Consider the following 26075-nt stretch of genomic DNA (forward strand, 5'->3'; position numbering starts at 1 on the left):
TTATATTTTATAAAATTAATATTTACTTAATAACACAGAAACCTGGATCGTCGGCCAAGTTTTCACCAGGATTCCTCCACTTCAAGTCCCCTTCCAATAAACGGTCCGAATTAGTTGGCCCCCAAACTCCGGAAGAATACCCATATATATTAACATCCGATCCGTTCTTCCAATAGTCCAATATAGGATCAACAAACTCCCATGCCGCTTCCACCTCATCCGCTCTGGCATAAAGAGTAGCATCGCCCTGCATGGCATCCAATAACAATCTTTCGTAGGCGTCCATTACATTATTGCCCGCCAGATTGGAGTAGTAAAAGTCCAAATTGGCGCGTTCTACCGTAAAGCCCTGTCCCGGAACTTTCACCCCAAATTTAATAAGGATGCCTTCATCCGGTTGAATCCTAATGATCAACTGGTTGTCCTTGTTGTTCATATCAGAATTTTTAAACACTTGGTGGTGGGGCGATTTAAAATGTATCACCACTTCGGTTACCTTGGTAGGCATTCTTTTGGCGGTCCGCACATAAAAGGGGACATCTTTCCATCTCCAATTATCCACAAAAAATTTAATGGCGGCATAGGTCTCCGTTTTGGAATTGGGATCAACACCATCCTCTTCCCTATAACCCTTAACTCTTTTACCATCTATGACAGATGATAGGTATTGTGCCCTTACCGTATTGTTGTATAAGGTTTCCTCATCACGCATAATTCGCAATGATTTTAATGCCTTTACCTTTTCGTTCCTTATTTCCTGAGCACTGGCATCTATAGGTGGTTCCATTACTATTAACGAGACGATCTGCAACAAATGATTCTGGAACATATCCCGAAGCGCACCCGATTTGTCATAATACCCCCCCCTTTTTTCCACACCAACACTTTCGGCATTGGTGATTTCAATATGGTGTATGTAATTTCTGTTCCATAGTGGCTCAAAAATACTATTGGAGAAACGCGTTACCAATAAATTCTGAACCGTTTCCTTTCCCAAATAATGGTCAATCCTGTATATCTGGGATTCTTTAAAATAGGTTTGCAGACCTATATTCAGTTTTTTGGCCGTCTCCAAGCTATAGCCAAATGGTTTTTCCACAATGATCCGCTTCCAGCCATCAGTTTCGTTATTTAAACCTTGCTTGGAAAGATTTTTTGCTATTAGCTCATAGAGACTAGGTGGTGTGGAAAGATAAAAAATATAGTTGCTGCCGGTACTGAATTTATTATTTAAGTCGGATATCCTGGTTGCCAACTTACTGTATTCCTTATTGTAATCATCGCCCAGATCTTCATAAAAAAACTTATCGGCAAAGGTGTCTATAAAATCAGAGGATGCGTCTTTTACCTTATCCTTGAGGTAAGTACTTTCCTGGACTACCTTCCTCCTGAACTCACCATCGGTCATGTTGCTCCTACTTACTCCCAATACCACGAAATTCTCAGGAAGCTGTTTTGCCTTGTATAAATTAAATAAAGCTGGTACCAGCTTTCTAGCAGTTAAATCTCCTGATGCCCCAAAAATAACAAGCATTTGATTTGCTGTTTTGTTCATATTATAATTATTGGAAGTTTTGTTCAATTTGTTGGGAATTTAAAACTTTGGTTCTAAAAACCGTATAATTGACTATTTTTGATTTTTGAATTATCGTGCGAAGATAAAACTAATTTAGATTATTCATTTATAAACAAGGACACTTAACAAAAGCCACTTTATTTTGTTAAATAACTTTAAGTAAAAAACATGGAAAACACATATGACTTTGGATTGATCGGCCTAGGGGTAATGGGACGTAATTTTATATTGAACGTTGCGGACAACAACTTTTCGGCCATGGGATACGATCTTGATGATGAAAAAGTAAATGCACTGATCCAAGAAGGACAGGATACCAAAAGAGTAAACGCCTCTACAGATATCGAACATTTTGTACAATCCTTATCACAGCCTAGAAAAATCATGCTTTTAGTGCCTGCCGGTAAAATTGTGGACTCCGTAATTGAAAGTCTATTGCCATATTTGGATAAAAACGACCTTATCATAGATGGTGGAAATTCATTTTTTACCGATACCGATCGTAGGGAGACCTATTTACAAGGTAGAGGTATACACTTTTTTGGTTCTGGCGTCTCAGGAGGAGCAAAAGGTGCCAGGCGAGGCCCCAGTATCATGCCGGGTGGAAATAAAGAAGCCTACAAAGAGGTGCAACCTATATTTGAGGCCGTCTCTGCTAAATTTAAAGGGGAACCCTGTGTAGCCTATTTGGGACCTAAATCTGCCGGAAACTATGTAAAAATGGTACATAACGGCATTGAGTATGGCCTAATGCAACTTACCTCCGAAATATATGACCTCCTAAAGAAAGCCGGCAAGTACAGTAATGATGAACTTCATGACGTTTTTGATTCATGGAACAAAGGTCGATTGCAGTCCTTTTTAATAGAAATATCTGCCGAGATTTTTAAACAGGAAGATGACAAAGGAGAAGGTAGATTGGTAGACAAGATATTGGACAAAGCCAAACAAAAAGGCACTGGGAAATGGACTTCCCAAAATGCAATGGACCTGGGCATTCCAATTCCCAGTATAGATATAGCGGTGAGTATGAGGGAAATTTCGGCCTTGAAGGAAGAAAGGGTCTTGGCCGATAAGCTTTACAACAGGCCGGAACCAGCCATAATGGACAAAAAGGAAATGGCCAAATGGGCAGAAGAAGCCCTATACTTTTCCTTTATTACCACCTATGCCCAGGGACTCCATCAATTGGCGGATGCTTCCAAGGAATACGGTTACGATCTGGATCTTTCCGTAATAGCCAAAATTTGGAGAGCAGGATGTATTATCCGTGCGGGCTTGTTGGAAGATATATCTGCCTCTTTTACCAAAGACAAGCAATTGCCCAATCTATTATTATCCCCACAGTTTGTTCCCAAGGTACAATCTACCGTAGGGGCCACAAGAAATCTTGTAGCCTATGGAGCTAAAAATGGCATTCCATTGCCAGGTCTTTCCAACTCCTTGACGTATTTTGATGCCTACACTTCTGGCAGATTGCCTTTGAACCTTATTCAGGCGCAGCGTGATCACTTTGGATCGCACACCTATGAAAGGACAGATATGGAAGGTGTCTTTCATACCGAATGGGAATAATATCTTAGGGATAAAACAAACCTTTGTATATAAGTTTTTTTTGGGCTATTTTTAATATCAATTAAAAGTAGCCCAATAAATTTAAGATGAGCGGAAGCATTCAGGACATGAACAATAGAGTGAATCAGAATCGCTCTCTAAAACCTTCCAATCGAGCACGGTTTAAGGACAGTAATCGGGACAATATATATTCCGATTCCGTACCTGCACTTACCAAACTGGACTTTAAGACCGTATCCGAAATTGAATTAAAGAAAATAAAGGAAAAAATTAAAAATAGGGCCTTGAAAGATCGTACTAGGGAAACTTATATTTTTCTTTTCATTGTTGTGGCCCTTTTGGGATTGCTAATTGTACTCTTCAAATAAAAAGAACACCACAACAATACATGTCATGGTGTTCCCACCTAAAAAACACTAAACACACATTACCAAAATTTAACCCCTCGTTAGAAATAATGTGGCCCGTTCAACCGATTTTTACTGTAATTAAAGATTCAAAATTTTACTTTCCATTGAAGGCCCAAGTTCATAGATTGCACCTAATAATTCATGCTTTAATTCCGCAAGTTTGGAATAATTCCCAGTGGCCTTATAAATCTCGGCTGTACGATAAAGTATTGTAGGCTCAAAGGTTTTTCCTTCAATATGATTCCTAACGATCTCTAGTGCCTTATCCTTTTCCCCAAGTTTAAAATAACTATATGCCAATAGATTATAGGATTCCGGAGTAGGCCTATTACCCACTTCAATTTCCGCCACCTTGAGTGCCTTATTGTACTGTTCTGTTAATTCCAAATACATGCCGGCATTATAGACATTGTACATAGCACCATAACTAGGGTTCTCCACAGCTATGGCATAGCTGTCCAAATTATTGTTCAATTGCAAGCTGTCGCCCATATACTCAGCTATCTCAGCCTTCAACAGAAAGTAGTCTGGAGACATATAAGTTTTGGTAATGGAATCCAAAATGCGCAATGCCTCTTTTGGATTTTTTTCATAAGAAAATACGATCCAGGCGATTCCCTTTTTGGCATAAGCGTTTTGGGGATCCATTCTTAGCGATTTTAAATAGTGATCATAGGAATCCTGTATTCTTCCTGCATGTCCGTAGTAATCCGCCAAATTGGTATAGGACCACAACATTAAGGTGGAATTCTTTGCAGATTCAGCATATACCTTTGCCTTCTCCATGAAATGAATGGCTGTTTCCAAATCCCCTAAATGATCGTTCCATTTGGCCAATCGAATCAAATAATCAAAATCGGACATATTCTTTATACTATCCAGATACTGCTGGGCATCTGTATAATTCCCTAGTTCCATATGGACGTCAAAAAGCAATTTCTGTGACTCTCCAACCCCACTGCCCATATTCTTGGATAAATTGGCGAGTTCCAATGCCTCCTTGAAGCGATGTTGTGAAATATAGTTGCGGGCCAATGCCCTGTAATAGCCGGATTTGCCAATCGCCGCGATTTCAACTGCCTTTTTCAGGGCTTTTTCAGCCATCTTTAACTGAGTAATATCTCCAGTCTCTTGAAAATACCTGCTGTACTCCCCCGCAACGATTCCAAAACTCATAAGCTGCATACTGTCCGGTTTGATCATGGAGTTCCATTGCTCAAAATATTTGGACGTTTTCTTGGATTCTACAGTATTGAGATAAACATTATAATCCCGGATGTTTGTAATTTGCTCCGGAGCCTCCTGTGAACAGGATACCGCCATAAGCAACACTATAAATAGAAATGTATATTTCATAGTTGAAGGTTTAAATTGCTAAATGATGCTTTTTTAAATAAGGGAGAACTATTAACATCCTCCCCTATTCTCCTTTTCATCTGCTTAAATTTTATTGTATATTTTTCTGTCAGACCTCCCGACTTCTTCATTCAGGCGGGTGTAATTCGCCATTATACATTTCGTCCCCGTAAGTATATAGAGTTGTCAAAAATTGTCATGGCCCATTTCACAGATAAATACCTATTCCGGATTACCCACGTATGGAAAACTTGTGGAGACGGTAGCTGTTAACGCAACGCCATCGGAAGTTAACCTTGGAGTGTCCGGGCTACCATCCATATTTTTATCGGATCCGTCAAAACGATCTCCTTCAGCCCCACCAAATAGTAAGATTAACGATACATCTATTACATCATCGGTCAGTCTTCTCCCGGTAAGCGCTACCTCGTCCCCGTCCGGAACCAATATCCTGCCGTCGTTGTCAAAATCGGTTCCCGGATCAAAATAAGTAGTGGGCAAGCTTGGAGAAATCTCCAATACGTCTGCAGCCAAATAAGTCGTCAGGGTAGCGGCATCCAGTCCCAAAATATTATTCTCGTAATTGAGGGCAGCTGGGTCAATACCCAAAAGACCAGCATACACATCATAATATTGCTCCAAACGAGCTTCATACCCAGCCTGGAAAGTAGTAGCCATTTCCGAGGGAATAGTCCTGTTATGTGCATCCTTTACACTTGGCTGACCCTCCATATCGTATCCAAAAACTGTATTAATTCCAGGTCTCCCCATATGATCTACCTGGGTATAACTCCCCGAAAAATCCGCGGCGGTCGTACAAGGTTCGCAAGAACCACCACAATCAATGCCCGTTTCATTGCCATTCATTATACCATCATTACAAGTGGCCATTGCCATGGGCTCCAATATTTCATCGTCGTTATTACAGGAAGTCAATAAAGCCATACTTAATATCGGCAGCAAAATGTATCTTATATTATTTAGTTTCATAGTTGTATTTTTAAAAGTTAAGTGATTATTGTTTTTTGTTTGTAGTAACCCAGGTCTTATAAACCTGTAATTGCAACGCATTAAGGCCTGTAGGAGTTCCTAACAAGGCGTTTGGCACCTCTACCACTATGGACATAGTGTTTTTGCCTTCAAATGTATCCACTGCCTCTTCTGCAGTTTTAAATCCACCTGGAGCCATTCCACCGATGACCGCATTAAACTGGAAGAAATCGAAGAAAAAAGAGTCCTGTCTAGGTCCGGCAAAAAGCGTTACACCATTCCCCTTAGTTGTCTTAATGGCGGTTGTCCCGGAAATTTCAACACTTCCTAATGGCGAGTCAACCAAAACCTCACTATCCAATCCAGTTTTTATAGGCACTACCGGTCCAAAGAAATACATTCTACCATCTCTAGGTATGGCTTGAATTACCAAATCCTCTACCAAATCCCCATCGGTATCAATGTTGATTTCGGTTAAAACCATTTCATCAAAGCTTCCATAGGCCAAATCCGGCAGCACATTGGATTGCATGTCCACCACAAAAACAGTGTTGTCCGAACCTTCAGAAGGTTCAAATCCGTAAAAATCAGCGATATCCGCAGAAGTCCCCATGGAAGACGGAGCGTCTATGTGATCCGCAGCCACCAAAATAGTCCCTGCCACCGCTAACAAGCCAAGTCCAAATAATAATTTTGTCTTTTTCATAATTAAGATATTTTTTAGATTAAAATCACCCTTACCTACGGAGGTTGAATCGAAGGGGTTTGGTTTTAAATGTTAATATTATGTTAACTAATAAATGAGCCCGTTTGCCGAAAAAACAACCACGATAAGAATGAAGTCCCATATTTTAATTTAATTTTACCCTCTAAAATTTGGATCTATGAATCCTTCGACCTCTGGTTGGATAGATAAGTTTGGGTATCTGGTAAAGGACAATAATGATTATTTCGGCTCCTTTGAAGATTTATATGCCCTCCTAAAAAGTACCGGCTTTGTATATGGGATCAATTTGGATATCCCCCCTTTTATCATAAAGGAGGTTCCCTTATCCGAAGATGAAAAAGCAAAGATCAATTTAATAACCGCACTCTATTTCACCTATAAGCTCAAAAACAGGGAACACAATTTTGAAGCCTTTTTGGGATACATCTTTATGTTCTATAAAGACTTGGGGATAGACAGAATTTCCTTTTTAAACAAATTCCTTACCGGAAAGAAAACATCTTCCAAACTGGAAAACCTTTTAAATTCCAGAATATATCTGGAAGATAATGTTATCAGCAAGACCTTTAATAATATCATAACCAATTCGCTACTTTTTATAGATGTACTAAGCTTCAAAAGATATCTTGAAGGAGAAAAATCCGTAAAAGAATATGCCCAACGCCTGGAACATATCACCATAAATATTACATATCATACCTTAAATTCGAAAGAGAAAAACAAGAGTGACGAAAGACTCGCGCAACTTTTTGCATCCTCACTGACCTTTATTGAAAGTGCAAAACAGGATTTTGACGGCTCCTATAGAAATGAATTGGTCAACAAATATTCGACCTCGGAAAATAGGTATTTCTTGGATGTGGCCTGTTTGACGGTATGGGAAGATCAGTCATTGGATTACACCGAATCGGACTTTATTTTTGGCCTTGGTAGGGATCTAGGTTTTGACCAAAATGGAATTGCAAAATCGCTTCAGGATGTTACCGGATTTTTTCAATTAAATGGCGACAAAATACCCCATCTAAAAGACCATAATTTGGCTGTTCAATTTTACGATAGCATGTCCAAAATTGTAAAAAAATTGATTCTCAGAAACAGCAAACGTCTACAAAAGGAACTTTCGGGAAGTAAGGAATTGGTCACCTTATTATCCAAATCAACGGTCAAGGATCTCAGCCCGGAAGAGAAGAAAAAAGTACAAAATCAACTGGTCGATATTTTTAAAAGCATCCCTTCGTTGGCGATTTTCATACTTCCTGGAGGGGCAGTTTTACTGCCGATATTCATCAAATTAATTCCTAAATTACTACCTTCCTCATTTGACGACAACAGGGTTGAAGAATAGTCCAAAATTACCCAACAACACTACTATAAGAAAAACCTATAGTAGATATTTTTTAAACTTAACATGTTTAAAATTAATTAATTAAATCAATTTACTCCAACCATAACTTAAAGTCTTTTACTCTTTCTCTACTTACTATGATTTCTTGGCCATTAAAGCGGTTTAATTTGATTTCCAGCCTAGAATTGGTATAAGAAACAATGTCTTTTATATGGATTATGTTCACATAGAATTTTCTGCTCACCCTAAAAAAAGAATTGGGATGAAGTTCCGATTCCAAGTTTTCCAAAGTATGGTCCAGTAGATAATTTCTCCCATCAATAGTAGATGCGTAGGTACCTTTGTTCTCACTGTAAAAACATTCTATCTCCTCTGCATTGATAATTTTTAGATGTTGCCCAACACTCACCGTAAACCTCTTTTTGTATTCCCTTTCCAAAGGGTTTACCAACAACTTTTTTATATCTTCAAAATCGAGGGACATTTTCTGTTTTTCAGGTCTAAAAGCAAGGTACTTTTTTACGGCAATTTCCAACTCTTCATCATCAATTGGTTTTAACAAATAATCTATGCTGTTCAACTTAAATGCCTGCAATGCATACTCATCATATGCTGTGGTAAAAATTACCGAACTTTGAATTTCAACTGCCTCAAAAATCTCAAACGATAATCCGTCCGAAAGCTGAATATCCAAAAAAATTAAATCGGGATGTTTGTTTTCCCGAAACCACTCAATGGCCTCCTCTACAGAATAGAGCATAGTGGACACCCCCACCTTCAAATTCGTCAGTAATCGCCCCAATCTTCTAGCGGCCGGTTTTTCATCTTCAATAATGATTGCATTCATTTTAGTTGGCTAATTGGTTTTTATTTGATTGCTCTGGCACTATTTACTCATTCCTCCATGTATTTTTGTATTTGCCTTTCCTCCCACTTTCTAAAAAATCCAGGTTTCAATTTCAAAAAGTAAACTCCGGTCACCAATAGGACCACCCCCCAAATAACTGGAATAAAGATCATGTTCCATTCCATCCAATTTAAGAAACCCTGGTCCTCAACCCCATTGGTTGTAATAAAATTCAAGATCCTTACCTTAAAAACAAATAGCAGGGTATTCATAACCAGGTAAACTGCAATATGTGCGTAAAAATTCTTAAGATTATCCACTCGCCTTTTCGCCTTAATGTACTTTTCCAAATTATCCCTATCCCTTTCCATTATTTATATTTTTCAGCTTCCCGTTTTTCTTTCTCCATATACCTGTGGATTTGCCTTTCTTCCCAATTTTTATTGAAAAAAGGATTATAAGAAAAGACCTTTAAACTGTGAAACAATAACCCAATACCCCAAAACAACCACACTGCAAAAGTCTCAAAGCCCCAAAATGCCTCCAGAAAGGATTCTCCATTGCCTAAATCTCCTATGATCTTAGTTGTCGTAATAAATACGTTAACAGCTAGATACACCACAAGGTGAACATAAAATCCCTTTAATTCCGCTACGTGTTTTTTGGCGCGCTCCAATTTATTTTCCTTATCCAATTCCATTATTTCCATCTGTTTTTTCTTTCATCCTCCTGCATATACTCTTTAATTTTTCGTTCTTCCCAATTCTTTCCAAAGAAAGGATTTAAACCAAAAACTTTAACGGCGTGAAACACCAACCCTATTCCCCAACCAAAGGCCGCCCATAGGAACCAAGGGTAGCGCCATTGATTGGTCCAGTAATTTAGGGCTGCCAGAAACCCTATAAAAACAAAATAGGACATTAGGCTCATATAGAACTTCTTAATGGCACCTACCCTTTCTTTGGCCCTGAAATACTTGTTTTCCCTATCTAAATTTTCCATGATTTTATTTTAATTCAAAATTCGCGACCTGCCGATTCATTTTCAAAAATAAACTTATGAATTGTTGATTTTACAGGATGGAACGTAACCCTAAAAATTTTCATCTTCCATATACTTTTGAATTTTTCTTTCTTCCCAGTTTTTCCCCAAGAACGGATTATAACCAAAAACCTCCATTCCATGTACAGCCACACCAAATCCCCATCCAACTGCGGGAAAAAGTACCCAGGGAAAACTTGTAGTGTTATAATTAACTATAGCCAAGACGGGCAGCACTACACAATAGGATAACAGATTGCCATAAAACCCCTTTATGGCCCCTACCTGTTCTTTGGCCTTTTGATAGCGTTTTTCCTCCAAAAATGTTTCATGTGTTTCCCTAACCCCTATCCTTTCCATAAGTATCGGGAGCTTGACCGTAAATTCCAAAGCAGATTTTCTGATCTGAACCTCCCTATTGGACAACATTTGATAACGTTCCTTTATATTTCTAAGTCCAACCCCACTACTTTTCTTAACGACCTGCTTCTCCTGTAGATTATTAGATATACAAAGCATACCGCCCTCTTCATATACACGTATCCGCAAGGGTCTTGCAGCCGTTACCGCGTTGTGCTTAACCGCGTTTTCCAATAGGAGCTGTAGGGACAAGGGGACTATTTTTGCCTCGGCATTGCTACATTTCTCCGGGATATCGAAAACTATGCTATCCTCAAATCTCATTTTCAACAACCTCACATAAGTCTCCGCAAAGGCAAGCTCCTCATCCACAGTTACCAAGTCTTTGTTCTTCTGCTCCAAAACATAGCGATATACTTTTGAAAGGGAAGTGGTGAATTTTTGTGCCTGCATGGGGTCCTCCTCAATTAAACTGGTAAGCACGTTTAAACTATTAAACAGGAAATGCGGATCCAATTGATTCTTAAGGGCATCGAACTTGGCAAAGGCAGTACCCGCAATTATTTTCTGCTCCTTTACCTTGTTCTCCTGCCGATGCTTAAAGTACCATGCCAAATAAAATATTGCAGAAATTAAAATCGCCAGCAAAAGAGAGACTTTGTAGTGCCCCAATGTCTCATTCACCAAAAAATCTGAGATGGACATATTACCAATCCCTACCTTGAGAATTAAACGCGAAACGAATATCCCTGCCAAAGAGAGGACTATATTGCCAGAAATCCCGATCAACAAACGTCTCCCACTGTATACCTGCTGCGTATATTTAACAATATGGAATTGAATCCAATACGCATTCACCATATAAAGTATTACAGCAAAAATCATATTGGCATAGTACTCCTGAAAAGCCCTGCGATAACTAAAGCCTCCATCAAATTCTCCCATAAAAAGGTAAACGGCGAGAAAAACAAAGTATATCAAGGTTCCAATGAACAGTGCATTGCCCAAATGTTTAATAAATCGTATCATTCAGCCTTATTTGTCATCCATTACTCCATAATTCTGGAAATTCATCTTATGGTTGTATGCACAATGGGTTGCTATTGGCTTAAAGTTAGGAAAAAGTTTCCAAGACGGTTCAGGATCCACTGGAATGTACTGGGCAATATTTTCAGTATTAACGGATGCCTCCATAAATATTACCGGCATCCACCTATATTCGTTACTGTATTGATTCGTAGTATAAAAAATACAGTTATCTATTAATTTACTTTCATCATATGCCCCCGCCAATTCATTGACGACTATTGCGAGAATTATCAAAATAACTTTATGCATAGCTCATTTTTACGTAATGTTTTCATTGGTCAAATGTGACTTAAATAAAATAGTTGGGAAAATTGGAGCTACCGAATTGTAGATTTTATGGGATGAACTGGAGAGGGAATAACCATAAATAAAAAAGAGGACGCACCCCTACGTCCTCTTTTAAAAAGTTTAAAAAATAGATTTGCTCTTACAAACTTATTTTTCAAGTCTTAACTTATGAATTATAAAGTTAACCTTTATTCTCCTGATTAATGGTCTTTTTTGAAAAAAAATTAACCCTAACGATAAATATATTAGCAATCTTGACGCACAAAAAATTCAATTAAAAGGACATTGTTTATGAGTGGGAACCTATATTAGACCCAAAAGATCCTACATAAACAAATAGGAACTTGAAAATAAAGTTGAAGGCCGAAAGCATCTAGGATAGCTGAATAAGTAAGAGACAGTATTAAAATGAAAAAGAGGACGCACCCCTACGTCCTCTTTTAAAAGTTAAAAAATAGTCTTTTTACCAAATACTTATTTTTTAAGTCTTACTTATGAATGTTAAAATTAACAAATATTTCAATATGTCCGGTGCTTTTTTGCAAAAAAAATAGCTCTAACCATAAATGGCACTACTACTTTATAATTAAAACACCATTTAATTGTTTAATTCACAATAATTTAAGAACCCGTTATTTATGTTGAAAAGGTAAACTCAGGCAGCTTGATAATCTCCCCTCCTATAATCGCCGACTCATGGGCCAGAATTCCTACACAGGTAATATTGGCCGACTGCTTGGCATTGGGATATGGCGCTTTATTTTGAACCAGAGCATTTACAAATTCGTGTACCAAATGTGGATGCGAGCCCCCATGACCAGCTCCTTGAGTAAAGGAAAGATGTTGGTGCCCTTCAGAATCATACACCCCTTGGGAGGTAAAATGCTGTATTTCTTTAGGCAATAATTTTGCGAAATCCGGGCTTTCCACTTCCTCTGGAATCTCTGGTTCCGGTTTTTTGGCCGTGTGCACTACCAATGGCTTTCCTTCAATGAGAGGCCACTCTACTGATTTTTTTGAACCATACACCTCAAAACTTTCCCTGTATTGTCTTGCCACATCAAAAAGTGAACGATACACCTGAGCGCTTACATCGGAATTCCGAAATTTAATATGCGTGGTCTCCACTGCATATGGCGAGTTGTAATACGGAATTAACTCCTCCCGTATAGTTCCCGACCCAAAACAGGATACGTATTCAGCTTCGCTTCTTAAAAGACCTAGAACGGGGCCCACACAATGTGTTGCATAATGCATAGGAGGCAAACCTGGCCAATAATTGGGCCAACCGTCCATATCCTGCTGATGGCTCGCTTTTAAAAATTGCACCTTGCCCAGCTCGCCTTTTTCATACAACTCCTTCATATACAAGAACTCTCTAGCATACACAACAGTTTCCATCATCATATAGGTGAGGCCGGTTTCCTGTGTTAAGCGTACGATTTCCTCACATTCTTCCAATGTAGTCGCCATAGGCACCGTACAGGCCACGTGTTTCCCTGCTTTTAGCGCTTTTATTGACTGGATGCCATGGTCCGGAATAGGGGTGTTGATATGTACCGCATCTATTTCCGGGTCCTGCAGCAGGTCGTCATAGGAAGTATATCTTTTTTCAATTTTGAACTCATCGGCCAACTTCTTTAATTTATCCGGATTTCTTTGTGATATAGCCACTAAATTGGCGTTTGGATGCTTTTGGTAGATAGGGATAAATTCAGCTCCAAACCCCAGGCCCACTATAGCGATATTTACTTTCTTACTGCTCATCTTATTGTTTTTTTTATTTAAACGTCTTTTTCAAAAATTCGATTCCTAGGGAAGCAAATTCGTCTTGGCTCTTGGCCAAGATTTTCCAAATACATACTGCCCCCGCCAGCTCCTTGATCTCCGGAGTAAAACTTTCAATGACCATTGCCCCTTTATAATCAATGGCTTTTAATCCCTCTGCAAAATCAGTCCAAGGGGTTAGGCCAGTACCTGGAATACCCCTATGGTTCTCCGAAACCTGCACATGTAGCAACTTATCCCCTACCAACTTTATGGCTTTGGCGATGTTACTTTCCTCAATGGTCATATGAAACCCATCAAGTAACACTTTAGCTTTACTATGATTAATATCTCTAATAAAACGCATTACATCTTCAGCAGTATTGATCATGTCGGACTCAAAACGATTAAGTGGCTCCAAGGCAATGGACAATCCATGGTCTTGAGCCATAGCACAAACCTTACCTATATTGGTCACGGCCAAATCCCATTCCCTTTTTCGATCTTCCAAAGGAAGCATTCTTGCCTTCCCCACCGCTGCATACATGGGTCCCGCCAAAAAATCTACTTCCCAAAGATTACAAAGTTCAAAGCATTTTTCAATGTAGTTAAAGCAATTTTGATGTACAGCAGCATCTTTATGGGTCAGATCCTTTGTAGGCCCAAAAGCGCCACAAACAACGGCCTCCAACCCATTGTCTTCAAGGGCCTTCTTTACTATTTGCCCATTGATCAATTCGGGATCTTCCACTGGAATTTCCACTAAATCATACCCCATGCCTTTAATTTTCGGAAACAAGGCAATGGATTGGGTATTGAAAGGTGACTCCCAAAGCCAGGTGCTTACACCGTATTTTATATCATTTGTCATTATAGAATAATTACTTTAAATAAGTTGTAGCAATAGTTTACTATAGAATATTATACCTAATAAATTCAAGGCCATTATGCCGTCTATTTTACCTTGACTACCTTCATAACCCCTTGCATAATTCGCCAATGGCCTGGAAAGGTGCAGATAAAAGGATAATCTCCTGGTTCTTCGGGAGCTGTAAATTTTAAGACAACCTTTTCTTCAGGGTTAATAATGGCTGTGGCAAAAAGCACTTCAGGCATTTCAGGAACATAATTTTTCTCTGCCCCATTGGGATCCATGGCCAATTTATCGGCGGCCATCCCCACTTTTTCCTTTTCACCTACCTTGGTAATGACCAGGTTGTGCTGCATAAAATCTGTGTTCTCAAATACAAGTTCCACTGGTTTTCCCATTTCTACGACAAACTCCGTGATATCATATTTCATTTCGTTTTTAATGGTCTTGATATTAATGGTCATAGCACTCGAACTGCTGTCCGAGATACTGTCCGCGCCCACTTCCACCTCGTTAATATACGTTTCTACCAAAAGCTGGGCCAAGGGTTTATCCGCAAAAGCGCTTTTGGCACTTTTGGAGTAGTCCATTTCCACTTCGTATTTCCAATCCCCTGCCAACGAAACACTATATTGACCCGTTTTAAAATACATTTGTTCTTTTTTACCCCAGATTCCTCCGCCACCGCCAGTATCCTCTACCCGGACGGCTAGAGAATTTTTGCCTTCTTTCAATATCCCTGATGGAATTTGATACACCCTATTGGCCTGATAGTCCTTCTCGGTTGCCCCTACCATCGTGCCATTAACATAAACCTTGTCGGAATCATCTATGGGCCCTAGAGAAATAGTACCCGACTTGGCAGCAACATCTGAAGGCAGGTTAAGATTTCTGCGAAACCAAACTATACCATCCATATGCAATCCTGCGTCTTCTATAAATTGGGGAAGAAGCATGGTTTTCCATTGTGAATCATCAAGACCAACTGCCTGCCTTTGATTTTTTTCGGTCGATCCCATTTTAAAATTAGGATTGGCAGACTGAAAAGCAGTGATAAATCCTTTGTGATGTTTACTTCCTGCCGCATATAGGGCTTTTGCCAACCAATCGTCGGCCAAAACTTGTTCGTTCTCACTCAACAAAAACAACTGTCGTCCTATTTCCTCATTGGGCTCCCTTTCAGAAAAATATATAAGTGCCGCCAATTGCACTTCCGGATACTTGTCCTGGAGTATATTAGACTCCATCAAAAGGACATCTACCGTTTCATTTTTCGGTAAGATCTGTATGGCCGCTCTCCTAACCCCAGCTGAGGGATGGCTTAAGGCAGCTTTAACCACTTCCATTGCGTCCGAATTGAAAGAAACAACCCCAAGTCCATCCATGGTCCATAAAGCATGCAGCGCGCCCGGATTAAGTCCCAAAACGTCCACTTCGGTATTCTTGACCAATTTAATGAGTTCGGGTACTACAGCGGTATCTCCATTTTCAACCAATAACCGCTGCGCGGTCATACGCCAGAACATATTGTCATTGGAAAGGGCTTTTACCAATCCTTTTGAATCCTCCTTATCCAAAGTCATGGATGTCTTATCTTCCACATCTTTGGGCACAATGCGCCAAATACGCCCCTTGGACTTATCACGTAAGGGGTTTTCATATGCATTTCCTAGCCCATTTACGGCATCATAGCCACCTCTGTCCTCATTAGGGGTCGGATTGTGCTGAATAATGAAATTATACCAGTCCAACACCCAAACGGCACCGTCAGGTCCTACCTTGGCCTCAACAGGGGAAACCCATTCATCCGAACTGGCCATCAAATTGCCGCCATCCTTTTCCAAATATCCGGCGCCATCCTTTTCAATTTTAGCAATATGCACCACTCCTCCTGTTGGTTCGCACACAAAGGCATACTTGTTCCAATATTTTTCAGGATAGGTTCTTGCTGTGTAAAAATGGTGGCCCGCTGCTGCCGTAAAACCTCCAAAAACATCCACTTGTCTAATATTTTGGGTAATGGGCAACATAGCGTAATGGCCATCAATTTTTGAACTACCTTTTAATGATATCCCCTTCACATCTTTTAAGTTCTTGTTGGGAATACCCATAAAGACACTGTGGGTGTTGTTGGCTGTGGAAGCAAAAATGGAGTTATCCTCGGAAATCCCCAATCCCCAAGTATTGTTACTGGTATTGGTCAAAAATTCAAAATTGCCAATGTCCCTGTCAAAGCGATATATTCCTTGGCCAAACTCGAAATTTTCACCCGCAATACTTCCTTTAAATCCTGAATAACCTACTACACCATAAATATTGTTGTCGATACCAGGCTGAAGGTTAGAAGGCCCGGCGTGGGTGTCAAAAACTCCCCATCCATCGATTACCGTTTCCTTTACATCTGCCTTGTCATCGCCATCCGTATCCTTTAAGAATAAAAAATACGGTGCCTGGGAAACCAAAATACCCCCATTTACAAAAGTAAAACTGGTAGGGATATTTAATTTTTCGGCGAATACGGTAAACTTGTCCGCTTTACCATCCCCATCGGTGTCTTCACATATTTTTATTCTGTCGTCTCCCGAGCCTTTATCGTCCCGCACTGTATTGGGATAATCAACGGTCTCTATTACCCATAGCCTACCTTTTTCATCCCAATTCATAGCTATAGGATTAATAATATTGGGTTCCGAAGCAAACAGCTCCAACTTAAACCCACTTGGGACCTGAATTAATTTTGCCGATTCCTCCGGCGTTAAAGGCATTTGATATTTAGGTGCAGGATCCCTTTTCTCATAATTGGGGATATTGGCCATTTCCTTATATTTCAGGGTTGGTATGTCTTTGGCAAATTCTTCCCAATTATTTTTTACCTGGTCCTCTACTGCCCATAAAATACCCTCTTTTATAAGATTTTGAAATCCGGGTTTGCTCCAAGTTCTTTCATCATGTCCGTAAGCTGTATAGAATACTTTCCCTTTACCAAATTGCTTTACCCAGGTCCAAGGCTCATGATGTTCCCCTTCCACCCTTTCCATCAACACGGTAATATCTTTGGCGAATTTATCATGAACATAGGTTTCATCCCATGTGGAGAATTCCTCAAACTTTTGCATGATGGGATGCGACTTATCAATAATTTTGGCCGTAAAAGTATCCTTGCCGTGGGTTTTAAATTGTCCACCCACAAGGTCCACGTATTCTTCAGACTCGTTAAAACAAAAACTAGCACAATGAATAGGTACAAATGCATGGCCTGCTGCAACATAATCCAGCAAGGCTTTTTCCTGTTCTGGAAACCTATTTTCATGATTGGCGTAAATTATTACTCCATCATAAAGCGCTAAATTTTCTGGATTAAGGTCTTCCACCTCTTCCGTATAGGTAATGTTTATACCACTTTGGGTTAAGGCTGAGGCCAAAATAGGCATATATACCCGTGAATTATGGTGCTCTAGGGCATGCCCTAGGAACAACATTTCCACACGTCTTGGCTGGTCGTCCTTTTTTTTCCTTTCAGAAGGACCACAACTTACCAAGGTTGCAAGTACAATAAGCAAACAAAAAATACGAGCCTGTAAGGTTTTCATGATTTAGTTGTATTTAAGTTTAACAATTATAACAATTAATACAGCACAAAGAATCCTCGATGTTATCTACAATTGACTGTATTATATCATTGATTATGAATTTTACCTATATTTATTGACAAATAATTACAATCCTTTAGATACATACCCAAGATTGACAACTGTATTTTTGGAGAATAAAACCCTTGCCCGTTAGTGAAATCTGCATTACAAAAATCGCCCATTCCCAACTCCCACGCCTTTGTTGCCAAATTGTTGCGACAACCCAATTTTGACCCTATTTGGCATTTCCACCCGGAATATCAACTATTTATGGTTTTAAAAGGTAGTGGCACCCGATTTATTGGTGACCACGTAAAGCATTTTAAAGAAGGGGATATCACCTTTACAGGGCCAAATTTACCCCATATGTGGCGTAGCGACAATGAAGGGTACGCTGTTGAGGAAAATTTATGGTCCGAGGGAATCGTAGTTTACTTTCACGACGATTTTATTGGCAAAAGTTTATTGCAAAAGGAAGAAATGATCAAGCTAAGGCAATTGTTCCAAAAGAGCTTGCGGGGCCTGGATGTAACGGGTAGAACAGCGGACAACATTCGCGGCATGATCAACAACCTTTTACATCTTGAAGGCATGGAGAGTGTTCTTGAGCTTTTCAAAATTCTAAACTGCCTTGCCAACACCACTGAAAGCACTGTACTGGCCAGTCCGGGCTATACCAACTCTTTAAAGGAAGGGGATACGGAAAGGATGAACAATGTACACGCCTATGTTATGAAGAATTTCAAAAACAAAATAGAATTGGGCACGGTGGCCTCTTTGGCCAATATGACCCCTACCTCCTTTAGCAGATACTTTAAGATCCATGCGAACAAGACCTTTTCTGAATTTTTAAGTGAAATTAGAATTGGATACGCCTGCAAATTACTGATCGAAGATAAAATGAATATTGGTCAGGCCTGCTACGAGAGCGGTTTTCAAACACTGTCCAATTTCAACAAACAGTTTAAGGCAATTACTAAGAGAACCCCGTTGTCCTATAAAAAGGAGTATAGCTCATAAACAAACCTAGAACACAATGGCCGGTCGTGTTTTTTTTGAATAAATAATTACTTTAATTAAAGTAATTTTGCGCTATGGTAAGAAACATTCAGCTCAGGACCACTTTATTGGAAGAATCGGTAGATGATATCCTAAGAAAGAAAGCTTCAAAATATTTGGGAATTCCCATGGAGGAAATTTCAATGGTAAACGTGCTTAGGAAATCGATCGATGCTCGTAAATCCACCATTTACTTCAATTATAAGGTTTCGGTTTACATCAATGAACCTGCTCCTAAAATCAAGGAGTACAATTTTGATTACAAAGATGTTTCCAAAGCAAAAAAAATACATATCATAGGTTTTGGACCCGCCGGAATGTACGCCGCTCTGCGCTGTATCGAATTGGGATATAGGCCCATAGTCCTTGAAAGGGGTAAAAATGTTAAAGACCGAAGACGGGACCTGAAGGCTATCAATAGGGACCACATAGTCAATGAAGACTCCAATTACTGCTTTGGAGAAGGAGGTGCCGGTACTTATTCCGATGGAAAATTGTACACCCGAAGTCTTAAAAGAGGGGATGTACGTCGAATCTTTGAAAATTTGGTCTACCACGGCGCAACCGAACAAATACTTATAGATGCACATCCACATATAGGTACCAATAAATTGCCCAAGCTAGTGCAAAATATAAGGGAGACCATTATAAAATATGGAGGGGAAATACACTTTCAAACCAAGGTGGTCGATTTTACCATTGCCAATAGCGCCATAAAGGCCATTGTTTTGCAAGATGGTTCCGAAATGCCGGCGGAGAGGGTTATTTTGGCTACAGGCCATTCTGCCCGGGATATCTATTATTTGCTCAACGACAAAAAAATCGCCTTACAGGCCAAGTCATTTGCCATGGGTGTCCGGGTAGAACACCCTCAACATATTATAGATAGTATTCAGTACCACTGTAAAGGACAACGGAACGAATTGCTCCCTGCTGCCTCCTATAGTCTGGTAGAACAGGTGAAGGATAGAGGCGTATACTCCTTTTGTATGTGTCCGGGTGGATTTATAGTTCCCGCGGCAACCGCGCCGGGAGAAGTAGTCGTCAACGGTATGTCGCCCTCCAAAAGAAATAACCTATTTGCCAACTCTGGTATTGTAGTGGAAATAAATGTGGACGTCGATATTCACAAATACGAGCACTTTGGCCCATTGAAGGGCTTGGAATACCAAAAGGATTTGGAGCGACTTGCTTTTACTTCAGGTGGACGTACACAAACTGCACCTGCACAGCGACTTACCGATTTCGTGGAAGGCAAACTGTCCAACGATCTAAACCCTACCTCATATCAGCCGGGATTGAAATCGGCCCCTCTACATTCGCTTTTACCCAAACTGATTGGCAGTAGGCTACGTTCGGGTTTTACCGCCTTTGGTGAAAAAATGAAGGGCTATTACACTGTGGAGGCCAATGTTGTGGGGGTAGAATCAAGAACCTCCTCCCCTGTTAATATTCCAAGAAATGAAAACTTGGAACATCCGGAATTAAAGGGACTTTTTCCCTGTGGGGAAGGTGGAGGTTACGCTGGTGGCATTGTGTCGGCAGCTATGGACGGGGAACGATGTGCAGAGGCCGCTGCTGCTGGATTCTAAGGTCTATTTTTTTGATTTAAACGGTTTATCCAAACTAATCCCCTACCTTTGCCGCTTATTTTACATACTACATGACATTCAAAGAATTAGGTATTATTGAGCCTATCCTAAAAGCCTTGACGGCTGAAGGCTATACAAATCCAACCCCAATACAAGAACAGTCCATTCCCATATTGCTTAAGGGTAAGGATCTATTGGGTTGCGCGCAAACAGGAACCGGTAAAACGGCGGCGTTTTCCATTCCGATCATTCAACAAATGGTAATGGACAAGGAAGCCGATAAGCAACAACGAAAAATTAGAACCTTAGTGGTTACCCCAACAAGGGAGTTGGCCATCCAAATTGGCGAGAGTTTTACCTCATATTCCAGATTTACAGGAATAAGGAATACTGTGATTTTCGGAGGAATAAAGCAGGGAAGACAAACAGATGCCCTTAGAAAGGGAGTGGATGTAGTTATAGCTACCCCAGGAAGGTTATTGGATTTAATGAATCAAGGATTTATTTCCCTAAAGGATATAAAATATGCCGTATTGGATGAGGCCGATCAAATGTTGGACATGGGTTTTATCCATGATATCAAAAAGATTATTGCCAAACTACCGCAAAATCGTCAGTCCCTTTTCTTTTCCGCTACCATGCCACCGGCTATAGTGGAACTATCCAAAAAAATATTGGGCGATTTTGACCGTGTTACCATTAAACCCCAACAGGCTACAGCTGAAAAAGTGGAACAGGGCGTTTATTTTGTTACCAAAAAAAATAAACCAAACTTATTGATCCATCTTTTGGAAAAGGATCCCAATGATTCGGCCCTTGTTTTTTCACGTACCAAACACGGTGCCAACAAAATAGTAAAACAATTGGCCAAGGCCGATATTAAGGCCGATGCCATTCACGGCAATAAATCACAGAATGCACGTCAAAAAGCTCTGGGCGATTTTAAGGATGGGGAATTAAAGGTCCTAATTGCAACCGATATTGCGGCTAGAGGAATAGATGTGGAAGAACTTTCCTTGGTGATCAATTATGACCTGCCCAACGTTCCGGAAACTTATGTCCATCGAATTGGCAGAACAGGTAGGGCAAGTGCCAGTGGGGTTGCACTATCGTTCTGTGATGCTGAAGAGCGACCTTATCTAAAGGATATTCAAAAATTAATAAACCAGCAGGTACCCGTTATTACGGACCACCCTTTTGTGGATGATGGATCGGAAGAGATACCCTTGGAAGAGAAAAAACATCACAACAATAGACAAAAACAAAGGACAGGACATTCCAATCCTAGAGGGGGTAGAAATAACAACCATAGCAGAAACAGAAACAATAGACCAAAAAGGGATTGATACTAAATATCAGTTCCCTTTTTTCATTTATTTTGATGATATATACTACAAAGGATTAGTAGGTATTTAAAAAATTCAGGATATTTATTCTTTTAAAAGATTTACTCTTAAAGTCTAAAATAAATATCCTATGAAAAATATACTTAGTACCATATTAATGGGCTTGACCCTTTTTATTATTCCAAAAAGCTCATTTTCCCAAACCACCAATTTTATCGGTTTTAATATAAGGTACGACAATACTTCTGACACTATCAATAATTGGAACAAACGCAAGGCTTCATTGGCCTCACTAATTCAACACTATGATGCCGATATTATAGGTATTCAGGAGGGCCTGCACCATCAGGTAGATTATTTGAACAATGCCCTCAATGGTTATTCCTATGTAGGAGTCGGTCGGGACGATGGGCAACAAAAGGGAGAATACTCGGCAATTTTTTACAACAGCTATAAATTCAGAGTGCTAAAAACGAATACCTTTTGGTTATCCGAAACCCCAGAAAAAGTATCGGTGGGTTGGGATGCCTCTATGGAGCGAATCTGCACCTATGCCCTGTTTGAAAATGTAAAGACCCAAAAACAATTCTATGTTTTCAATACACATTTCGACCATAGGGGAATGCAGGCCAGAATAAATTCTGCCCAACTCATTTATAAAAAGATTAAAGAAATAAACACCTCCGACCTTCCTGCAATCTTAATGGGAGATCTAAATTTAACCCCAGACACCGAGCCTATACAGTTCTTAAAAAAGAACCTAACAGATGCCATGGGAATTTCGAGGAAACCATTCTACGGGCCCAAAGGTACTTTTAATGGTTTTGATCAGGACAGAATTATGGAAAATAGAATAGACTATATCTTTGTAAATAATATTGACGTCCTGTCCTATACCCATATTGATGACAGAATGCCCAATAACATGCATATTTCGGACCATTTGCCCGTTTTGATGACCGTAAAGGATTAAATCGGGTTTAGAGTATTTGACCACTAAAGCATAACATAGAACATGTACACCCCATCCCATTATAGAAACGAAAACCTGGATGAAGTTCGGGAATTCCTAATGCAAAACAGCTTTGGCATTTTGATCAACCAAATCGATGGACGGTCTTGGGCCACACATATCCCATTGGAATTGGATACGGATGCAGAAGGAAAGGACATATTGGTCGGTCATATCTCCAAGGCCAATCCCCAATGGAAATCATTCATGGAAAATGAAGAGGTCTTAGCTATTTTTAATGGTCCGCATAGCTACGTCTCCTCGTCCTGGTATAAGGAGGAGGAAGTACCGACCTGGAACTATATTGCAGTACACGTCTACGGTAAAATACGAATACTAAATGATGAAGTGGTCTTGGATTCCCTGCATAAATTGGTGGACAAATACGAAAAGGCATCCGCCAATCCGGTTTCGATCCATAATCTATCCCACAAAACCATGAGACAAATTAAGGGTATTGTTGGATTCCAAATCAACATTTCAGATATTCAGGCAACTTATAAGTTATCGCAAACAAGGCCGGAGGACCATCCAAAAATAATAGAGGAATTACAAAAGACCAATAATCCGGGTGCCCATGAAATTGCCAACATGATAAAACAAAAAAAATAACAACAGAATAGTATTTAAAATTCTTTTACACAATTAATAGAGATATGAACCTGGATAATGAAAAACGACTTGCAGCCATAGAAGCCGTAAAATATGTTAAAAGTGGGATGACCGTGGGTTTGGGAACGGGCTCCACTGCAGCCCACATGGTTAAGGAATTGGGCAGACTAGTAAAAAACGGACTGGAAATAGTTGGCGTGCCTTCTTCCGAAAACACCAAGAAATTGGCAATGGAATTGGGAATTCCCCTTACTACCTTGGAAAAAACCAGCGCCATAGACTTATATATTGATGGTGCCGATGAATTTGATCCCTATATGCAACTTATAAAAGGAGGGGGTGGCGCCCTATTAAGGGAGAAAATATTGACCTATAATTCCGATTTGGTCATTATTATTGCAGATTCCCAGAAAGAAGTAAAAAGGTTGGGCGATTTTAAACTGCCCGTGGAAACCATTCCTTTTGCTACCAAAAAAATTGAGCAGTCGCTTCAAAAAATGGGGCTACAGCCAAAATTAAGAGTAAAGGATAGTGAAAATTTTGTTACCGATGAGGGCAACTTTATTTTGGACCTCAATATTGAACATATTTCAAATATCCAATTATTGGAGACCAAACTAAAACAAATTCCGGGTGTTGTAGAAACCGGTCTATTTTTAGATATGGCAGATATCATAATAATAGGACAGGGAGAAACCACCATTACCCTAAAGAAATAAGTAGGCACAAACATTTTTATATACCTACCTTTCCCAATAACTAGAAATTTTCAAAAGAAAAACCTATAATGTCGACATTATAGGTTTTTTTTATTTGGTCCGACAAACTATGGTCAATGTTTACCGGACTTTTCTGATCAAATTGGCCATATAAACATATTTCATATCCCTTAGCGCTATGGCATCCTGCATTGCTTTGGTGGAGGCCGGCGTTGCCCCCTCACCCCAATTAATATTTTGGTTCAAGGCCTGCTTGTAATCCTTGAACATACTCACGGTCATATGTGAAGCATAGGTATCACTTCCTATTGGAGAAATAAACCGTATTAGGCCCCAATTGGCCTTACCTCCTGTATCGACAACTTTTTGGTGGATCGGCTGAAATATTTCCATCTCCGCTTTTTCATAAGAATCATAATCCATTAAACCTACCTTCATCATATCCATTTGGGCTACTGTACCTATTGGCATATCAAAATCTCCTTTGGTTACGGCAATTTCCTCTGAAAATATTCTAACAGCCAAGTCCCGGGTTGCCGAGGAGTGGTTTAATTTTTTATTAAGATCTGCTTCGGACATGCTGGGATAGGCGGCCTTAGCCCTATCCATAAGATGTACCCAACTGCTACCATCCATCATCTTTACGGGATCGTCATAAACAGTTACCGTGAGATATTGGAAGTCTTGCATCTCGCCCCCTGGGTAAAGGGACCATAGATCCCAACCAGCAATATCCCCAGCTTTAACTCGCTGGGCCTGAATTTTCTCCCAAAACTCTTCAGTTGCGCTATACTCCATTTCCTGCTCATTGTCTACTTGCATAAACTCAAAAAGCAGGTACAATTTTTCTTGGGCCACACTCATGTTGCCCACCATCAATAATGCGATAAGGATTAATAAATTTTTCATAATAATAAGGTGTTATGGATTAATAAAGTTCTTTCGAGATTATTAACTCTACATTGCAATAATACCCAAAAGCGAATTTGGACATAAGGTTGGCTTGAACCGTATATCGTATTATATTAATCTATAAACCCCAATTTATGTAGGAGGTTAGGACGAATGAAGGCTACTAATGTCCGTATACAAACTTAAATTTACCAAGCTTAGAATTAACTAAACTAAATGGTATGCAAATGCTTCATTAGATTCTCCTTAAAGGATTTACTAAGGGGAATAACTTTCCTGTTTATTTCCAAATGATTATCAGCAACCACATCCAATTTGGAAATATTGACCATATAAGATCTGTGGACCCTAAGAAACATATGGTTTTTCATTTCATTTTCCACCACTTTGAGGGTAGTGCTCACCAAATAATTTCCTGTTGAAGTGACTATATTACTATAATTTCTATCCGCTTCTATATACAAAATATCATCCAGAAGCAGTTTTACCATTTTTCCATTATGTCTAACAAAAATTCGATCCAAAAGCATCTCCAAATTCTCAGATACCTCATTGGTATCCATATCATTATCCTTTATTTGATCAACTACCAAGGCAATTGTGCGCTGCAGATTTATACTATTAAATGGTTTTGAAATAAATGCATGGGGGCGTGTAGCCTTGGCCTTGGCAAAAGTAGCCTCGTCACTATTGGCCGTGAGATAGATAATGGGAATCCTTTTGTATTTCTGAATTTGTTCGGCTGCCTCAATACCGTTTATATTGCCCCTTAAGTTAATATCCAACAATATAATATCTGGACAATTGGCGGTGGCATGTAAAATTGCCTCCTCTCCCCTAGTTTCAATCCCCATTACCTCATAACCCAAATTGGAGAGCTGCAAAGAAATATTGGCAGCGATGATCATATCATCTTCTACAATTAAAATACGGGTCTTTTGTTCCATAA

The 26075-nt window shown here is 39.7% G+C and carries 24 protein-coding genes; 9 read left to right on the top strand and 15 right to left on the bottom strand.

Annotated elements, in window-relative coordinates; translation table 11 throughout:
- Nucleotides 1–22: 22 nt before the first annotated feature.
- The gene (zwf, locus tag LV92_RS18685) at nucleotides 23–1555 is read right to left on the bottom strand and encodes a glucose-6-phosphate dehydrogenase (RefSeq protein ID WP_111625128.1); all 1533 of its coding nucleotides are present in this window, start codon (nucleotides 1553–1555) and stop codon (nucleotides 23–25) included.
- Between the two features lie 189 nt (nucleotides 1556–1744).
- On the opposite strand from zwf, the gene gndA reads away from it, so the two are divergent.
- On the top strand, nucleotides 1745–3151 hold the full coding sequence (gndA, locus tag LV92_RS18690) for an NADP-dependent phosphogluconate dehydrogenase (protein WP_111625129.1): 1407 nt from the start codon (nucleotides 1745–1747) through the stop codon (nucleotides 3149–3151).
- Nucleotides 3152–3237: 86 nt separating this feature from the next.
- The gene (locus tag LV92_RS18695; protein WP_111625130.1) at nucleotides 3238–3519 is read left to right on the top strand and encodes a hypothetical protein; all 282 of its coding nucleotides are present in this window, start codon (nucleotides 3238–3240) and stop codon (nucleotides 3517–3519) included.
- A 120-nt stretch (nucleotides 3520–3639) separates the two neighbouring features.
- On the opposite strand, the gene LV92_RS18705 is transcribed toward LV92_RS18695, so the two are convergent.
- The 3 genes from LV92_RS18705 to LV92_RS18715 form a co-directional block, all read right to left on the bottom strand.
- Complete coding sequence (locus tag LV92_RS18705; RefSeq protein WP_111625131.1) at nucleotides 3640–4917, bottom strand: tetratricopeptide repeat protein; 1278 nt, start codon at nucleotides 4915–4917, stop codon at nucleotides 3640–3642.
- 222 nt (nucleotides 4918–5139) lie between these two features.
- A complete protein-coding gene (locus LV92_RS18710) occupies nucleotides 5140–5907 on the bottom strand; it encodes a DUF4331 family protein (protein WP_111625132.1) in 768 nt (255 codons plus the stop codon).
- A gap of 25 nt (nucleotides 5908–5932) precedes the next feature.
- Entirely contained in the window at nucleotides 5933–6613 is a 681-nt protein-coding gene (locus tag LV92_RS18715; protein ID WP_111625133.1) for a DUF4331 family protein, read from the bottom strand.
- Nucleotides 6614–6791: 178 nt separating this feature from the next.
- Between LV92_RS18715 and LV92_RS18720 the strand changes: the two genes are divergently transcribed.
- On the top strand, nucleotides 6792–7979 hold the full coding sequence (locus LV92_RS18720) for an LETM1-related biofilm-associated protein (RefSeq protein WP_111625134.1): 1188 nt from the start codon (nucleotides 6792–6794) through the stop codon (nucleotides 7977–7979).
- A gap of 91 nt (nucleotides 7980–8070) precedes the next feature.
- Here the strand turns inward: LV92_RS18720 and LV92_RS18725 are convergent, their stop codons facing one another.
- The 9 genes from LV92_RS18725 to LV92_RS18765 form a co-directional block, all read right to left on the bottom strand.
- Nucleotides 8071–8826, bottom strand: coding sequence for a LytR/AlgR family response regulator transcription factor (locus LV92_RS18725; protein ID WP_111625135.1), 756 nt, complete (start codon nucleotides 8824–8826; stop codon nucleotides 8071–8073).
- 47 nt (nucleotides 8827–8873) lie between these two features.
- Nucleotides 8874–9197, bottom strand: coding sequence for a 2TM domain-containing protein (locus LV92_RS18730; protein ID WP_111625136.1), 324 nt, complete (start codon nucleotides 9195–9197; stop codon nucleotides 8874–8876).
- Complete coding sequence (locus LV92_RS18735; RefSeq protein WP_111625137.1) at nucleotides 9197–9535, bottom strand: 2TM domain-containing protein; 339 nt, start codon at nucleotides 9533–9535, stop codon at nucleotides 9197–9199. The genes LV92_RS18730 and LV92_RS18735 overlap by 1 nt, the downstream gene beginning before the upstream one ends.
- On the bottom strand, nucleotides 9526–9828 hold the full coding sequence (locus LV92_RS18740; protein WP_111625138.1) for a 2TM domain-containing protein: 303 nt from the start codon (nucleotides 9826–9828) through the stop codon (nucleotides 9526–9528). Before LV92_RS18740 ends, LV92_RS18735 begins: the two co-directional genes overlap by 10 nt.
- A 90-nt stretch (nucleotides 9829–9918) precedes the next feature.
- Nucleotides 9919–11256, bottom strand: coding sequence for a 2TM domain-containing protein (locus LV92_RS18745; RefSeq protein WP_111625139.1), 1338 nt, complete (start codon nucleotides 11254–11256; stop codon nucleotides 9919–9921).
- A gap of 6 nt (nucleotides 11257–11262) precedes the next feature.
- Nucleotides 11263–11565 (bottom strand): hypothetical protein, encoded by a 303-nt coding sequence (locus LV92_RS18750; RefSeq protein WP_111625140.1) that lies wholly within the window; start codon nucleotides 11563–11565, stop codon nucleotides 11263–11265.
- Between the two features lie 675 nt (nucleotides 11566–12240).
- On the bottom strand, nucleotides 12241–13371 hold the full coding sequence (locus LV92_RS18755) for a Gfo/Idh/MocA family protein (protein ID WP_111625141.1): 1131 nt from the start codon (nucleotides 13369–13371) through the stop codon (nucleotides 12241–12243).
- Between the two features lie 13 nt (nucleotides 13372–13384).
- Nucleotides 13385–14242: a sugar phosphate isomerase/epimerase family protein gene (locus LV92_RS18760; protein ID WP_111625142.1), complete on the bottom strand. Its 858-nt coding sequence runs from the start codon at nucleotides 14240–14242 to the stop codon at nucleotides 13385–13387.
- Nucleotides 14243–14325: 83 nt separating this feature from the next.
- Nucleotides 14326–17832, bottom strand: a complete 3507-nt coding sequence (locus tag LV92_RS18765; RefSeq protein ID WP_111625143.1) for a PVC-type heme-binding CxxCH protein — start codon at nucleotides 17830–17832, stop codon at nucleotides 14326–14328.
- A gap of 195 nt (nucleotides 17833–18027) precedes the next feature.
- On the opposite strand from LV92_RS18765, the gene LV92_RS18770 reads away from it, so the two are divergent.
- The 6 genes from LV92_RS18770 (at nucleotide 18028) to rpiA (ending at nucleotide 24214) form a co-directional block, all read left to right on the top strand.
- On the top strand, nucleotides 18028–18894 hold the full coding sequence (locus LV92_RS18770; protein ID WP_111625144.1) for an AraC family transcriptional regulator: 867 nt from the start codon (nucleotides 18028–18030) through the stop codon (nucleotides 18892–18894).
- Nucleotides 18895–18968: 74 nt separating this feature from the next.
- A complete protein-coding gene (locus LV92_RS18775; RefSeq protein WP_111625145.1) occupies nucleotides 18969–20525 on the top strand; it encodes an NAD(P)/FAD-dependent oxidoreductase in 1557 nt (518 codons plus the stop codon).
- A 71-nt stretch (nucleotides 20526–20596) separates the two neighbouring features.
- Nucleotides 20597–21871 carry a DEAD/DEAH box helicase gene (locus tag LV92_RS18780; protein WP_111625146.1) on the top strand — a complete coding sequence of 425 codons (1275 nt, stop codon included), beginning with the start codon at nucleotides 20597–20599 and terminating at the stop codon, nucleotides 21869–21871.
- Between the two features lie 130 nt (nucleotides 21872–22001).
- On the top strand, nucleotides 22002–22844 hold the full coding sequence (locus LV92_RS18785) for an endonuclease/exonuclease/phosphatase family protein (RefSeq protein WP_111625147.1): 843 nt from the start codon (nucleotides 22002–22004) through the stop codon (nucleotides 22842–22844).
- A 42-nt stretch (nucleotides 22845–22886) separates the two neighbouring features.
- Nucleotides 22887–23495 (top strand): FMN-binding negative transcriptional regulator, encoded by a 609-nt coding sequence (locus tag LV92_RS18790; protein WP_111625148.1) that lies wholly within the window; start codon nucleotides 22887–22889, stop codon nucleotides 23493–23495.
- A 44-nt stretch (nucleotides 23496–23539) separates the two neighbouring features.
- On the top strand, nucleotides 23540–24214 hold the full coding sequence (gene rpiA, locus LV92_RS18795) for a ribose-5-phosphate isomerase RpiA (RefSeq protein WP_111625149.1): 675 nt from the start codon (nucleotides 23540–23542) through the stop codon (nucleotides 24212–24214).
- A 120-nt stretch (nucleotides 24215–24334) separates the two neighbouring features.
- Here the strand turns inward: rpiA and LV92_RS18800 are convergent, their stop codons facing one another.
- The gene (locus LV92_RS18800; RefSeq protein ID WP_170126359.1) at nucleotides 24335–25123 is read right to left on the bottom strand and encodes a hypothetical protein; all 789 of its coding nucleotides are present in this window, start codon (nucleotides 25121–25123) and stop codon (nucleotides 24335–24337) included.
- A gap of 215 nt (nucleotides 25124–25338) precedes the next feature.
- Nucleotides 25339–26073 carry a LytR/AlgR family response regulator transcription factor gene (locus tag LV92_RS18805; RefSeq protein ID WP_111625151.1) on the bottom strand — a complete coding sequence of 245 codons (735 nt, stop codon included), beginning with the start codon at nucleotides 26071–26073 and terminating at the stop codon, nucleotides 25339–25341.
- Between the last annotated feature and the right edge of the window lie 2 nt (nucleotides 26074–26075).

The sequence above is a fragment of the Arenibacter echinorum genome (assembly GCF_003259375.1).
GTDB classification, from domain to species: domain Bacteria; phylum Bacteroidota; class Bacteroidia; order Flavobacteriales; family Flavobacteriaceae; genus Arenibacter; species Arenibacter echinorum.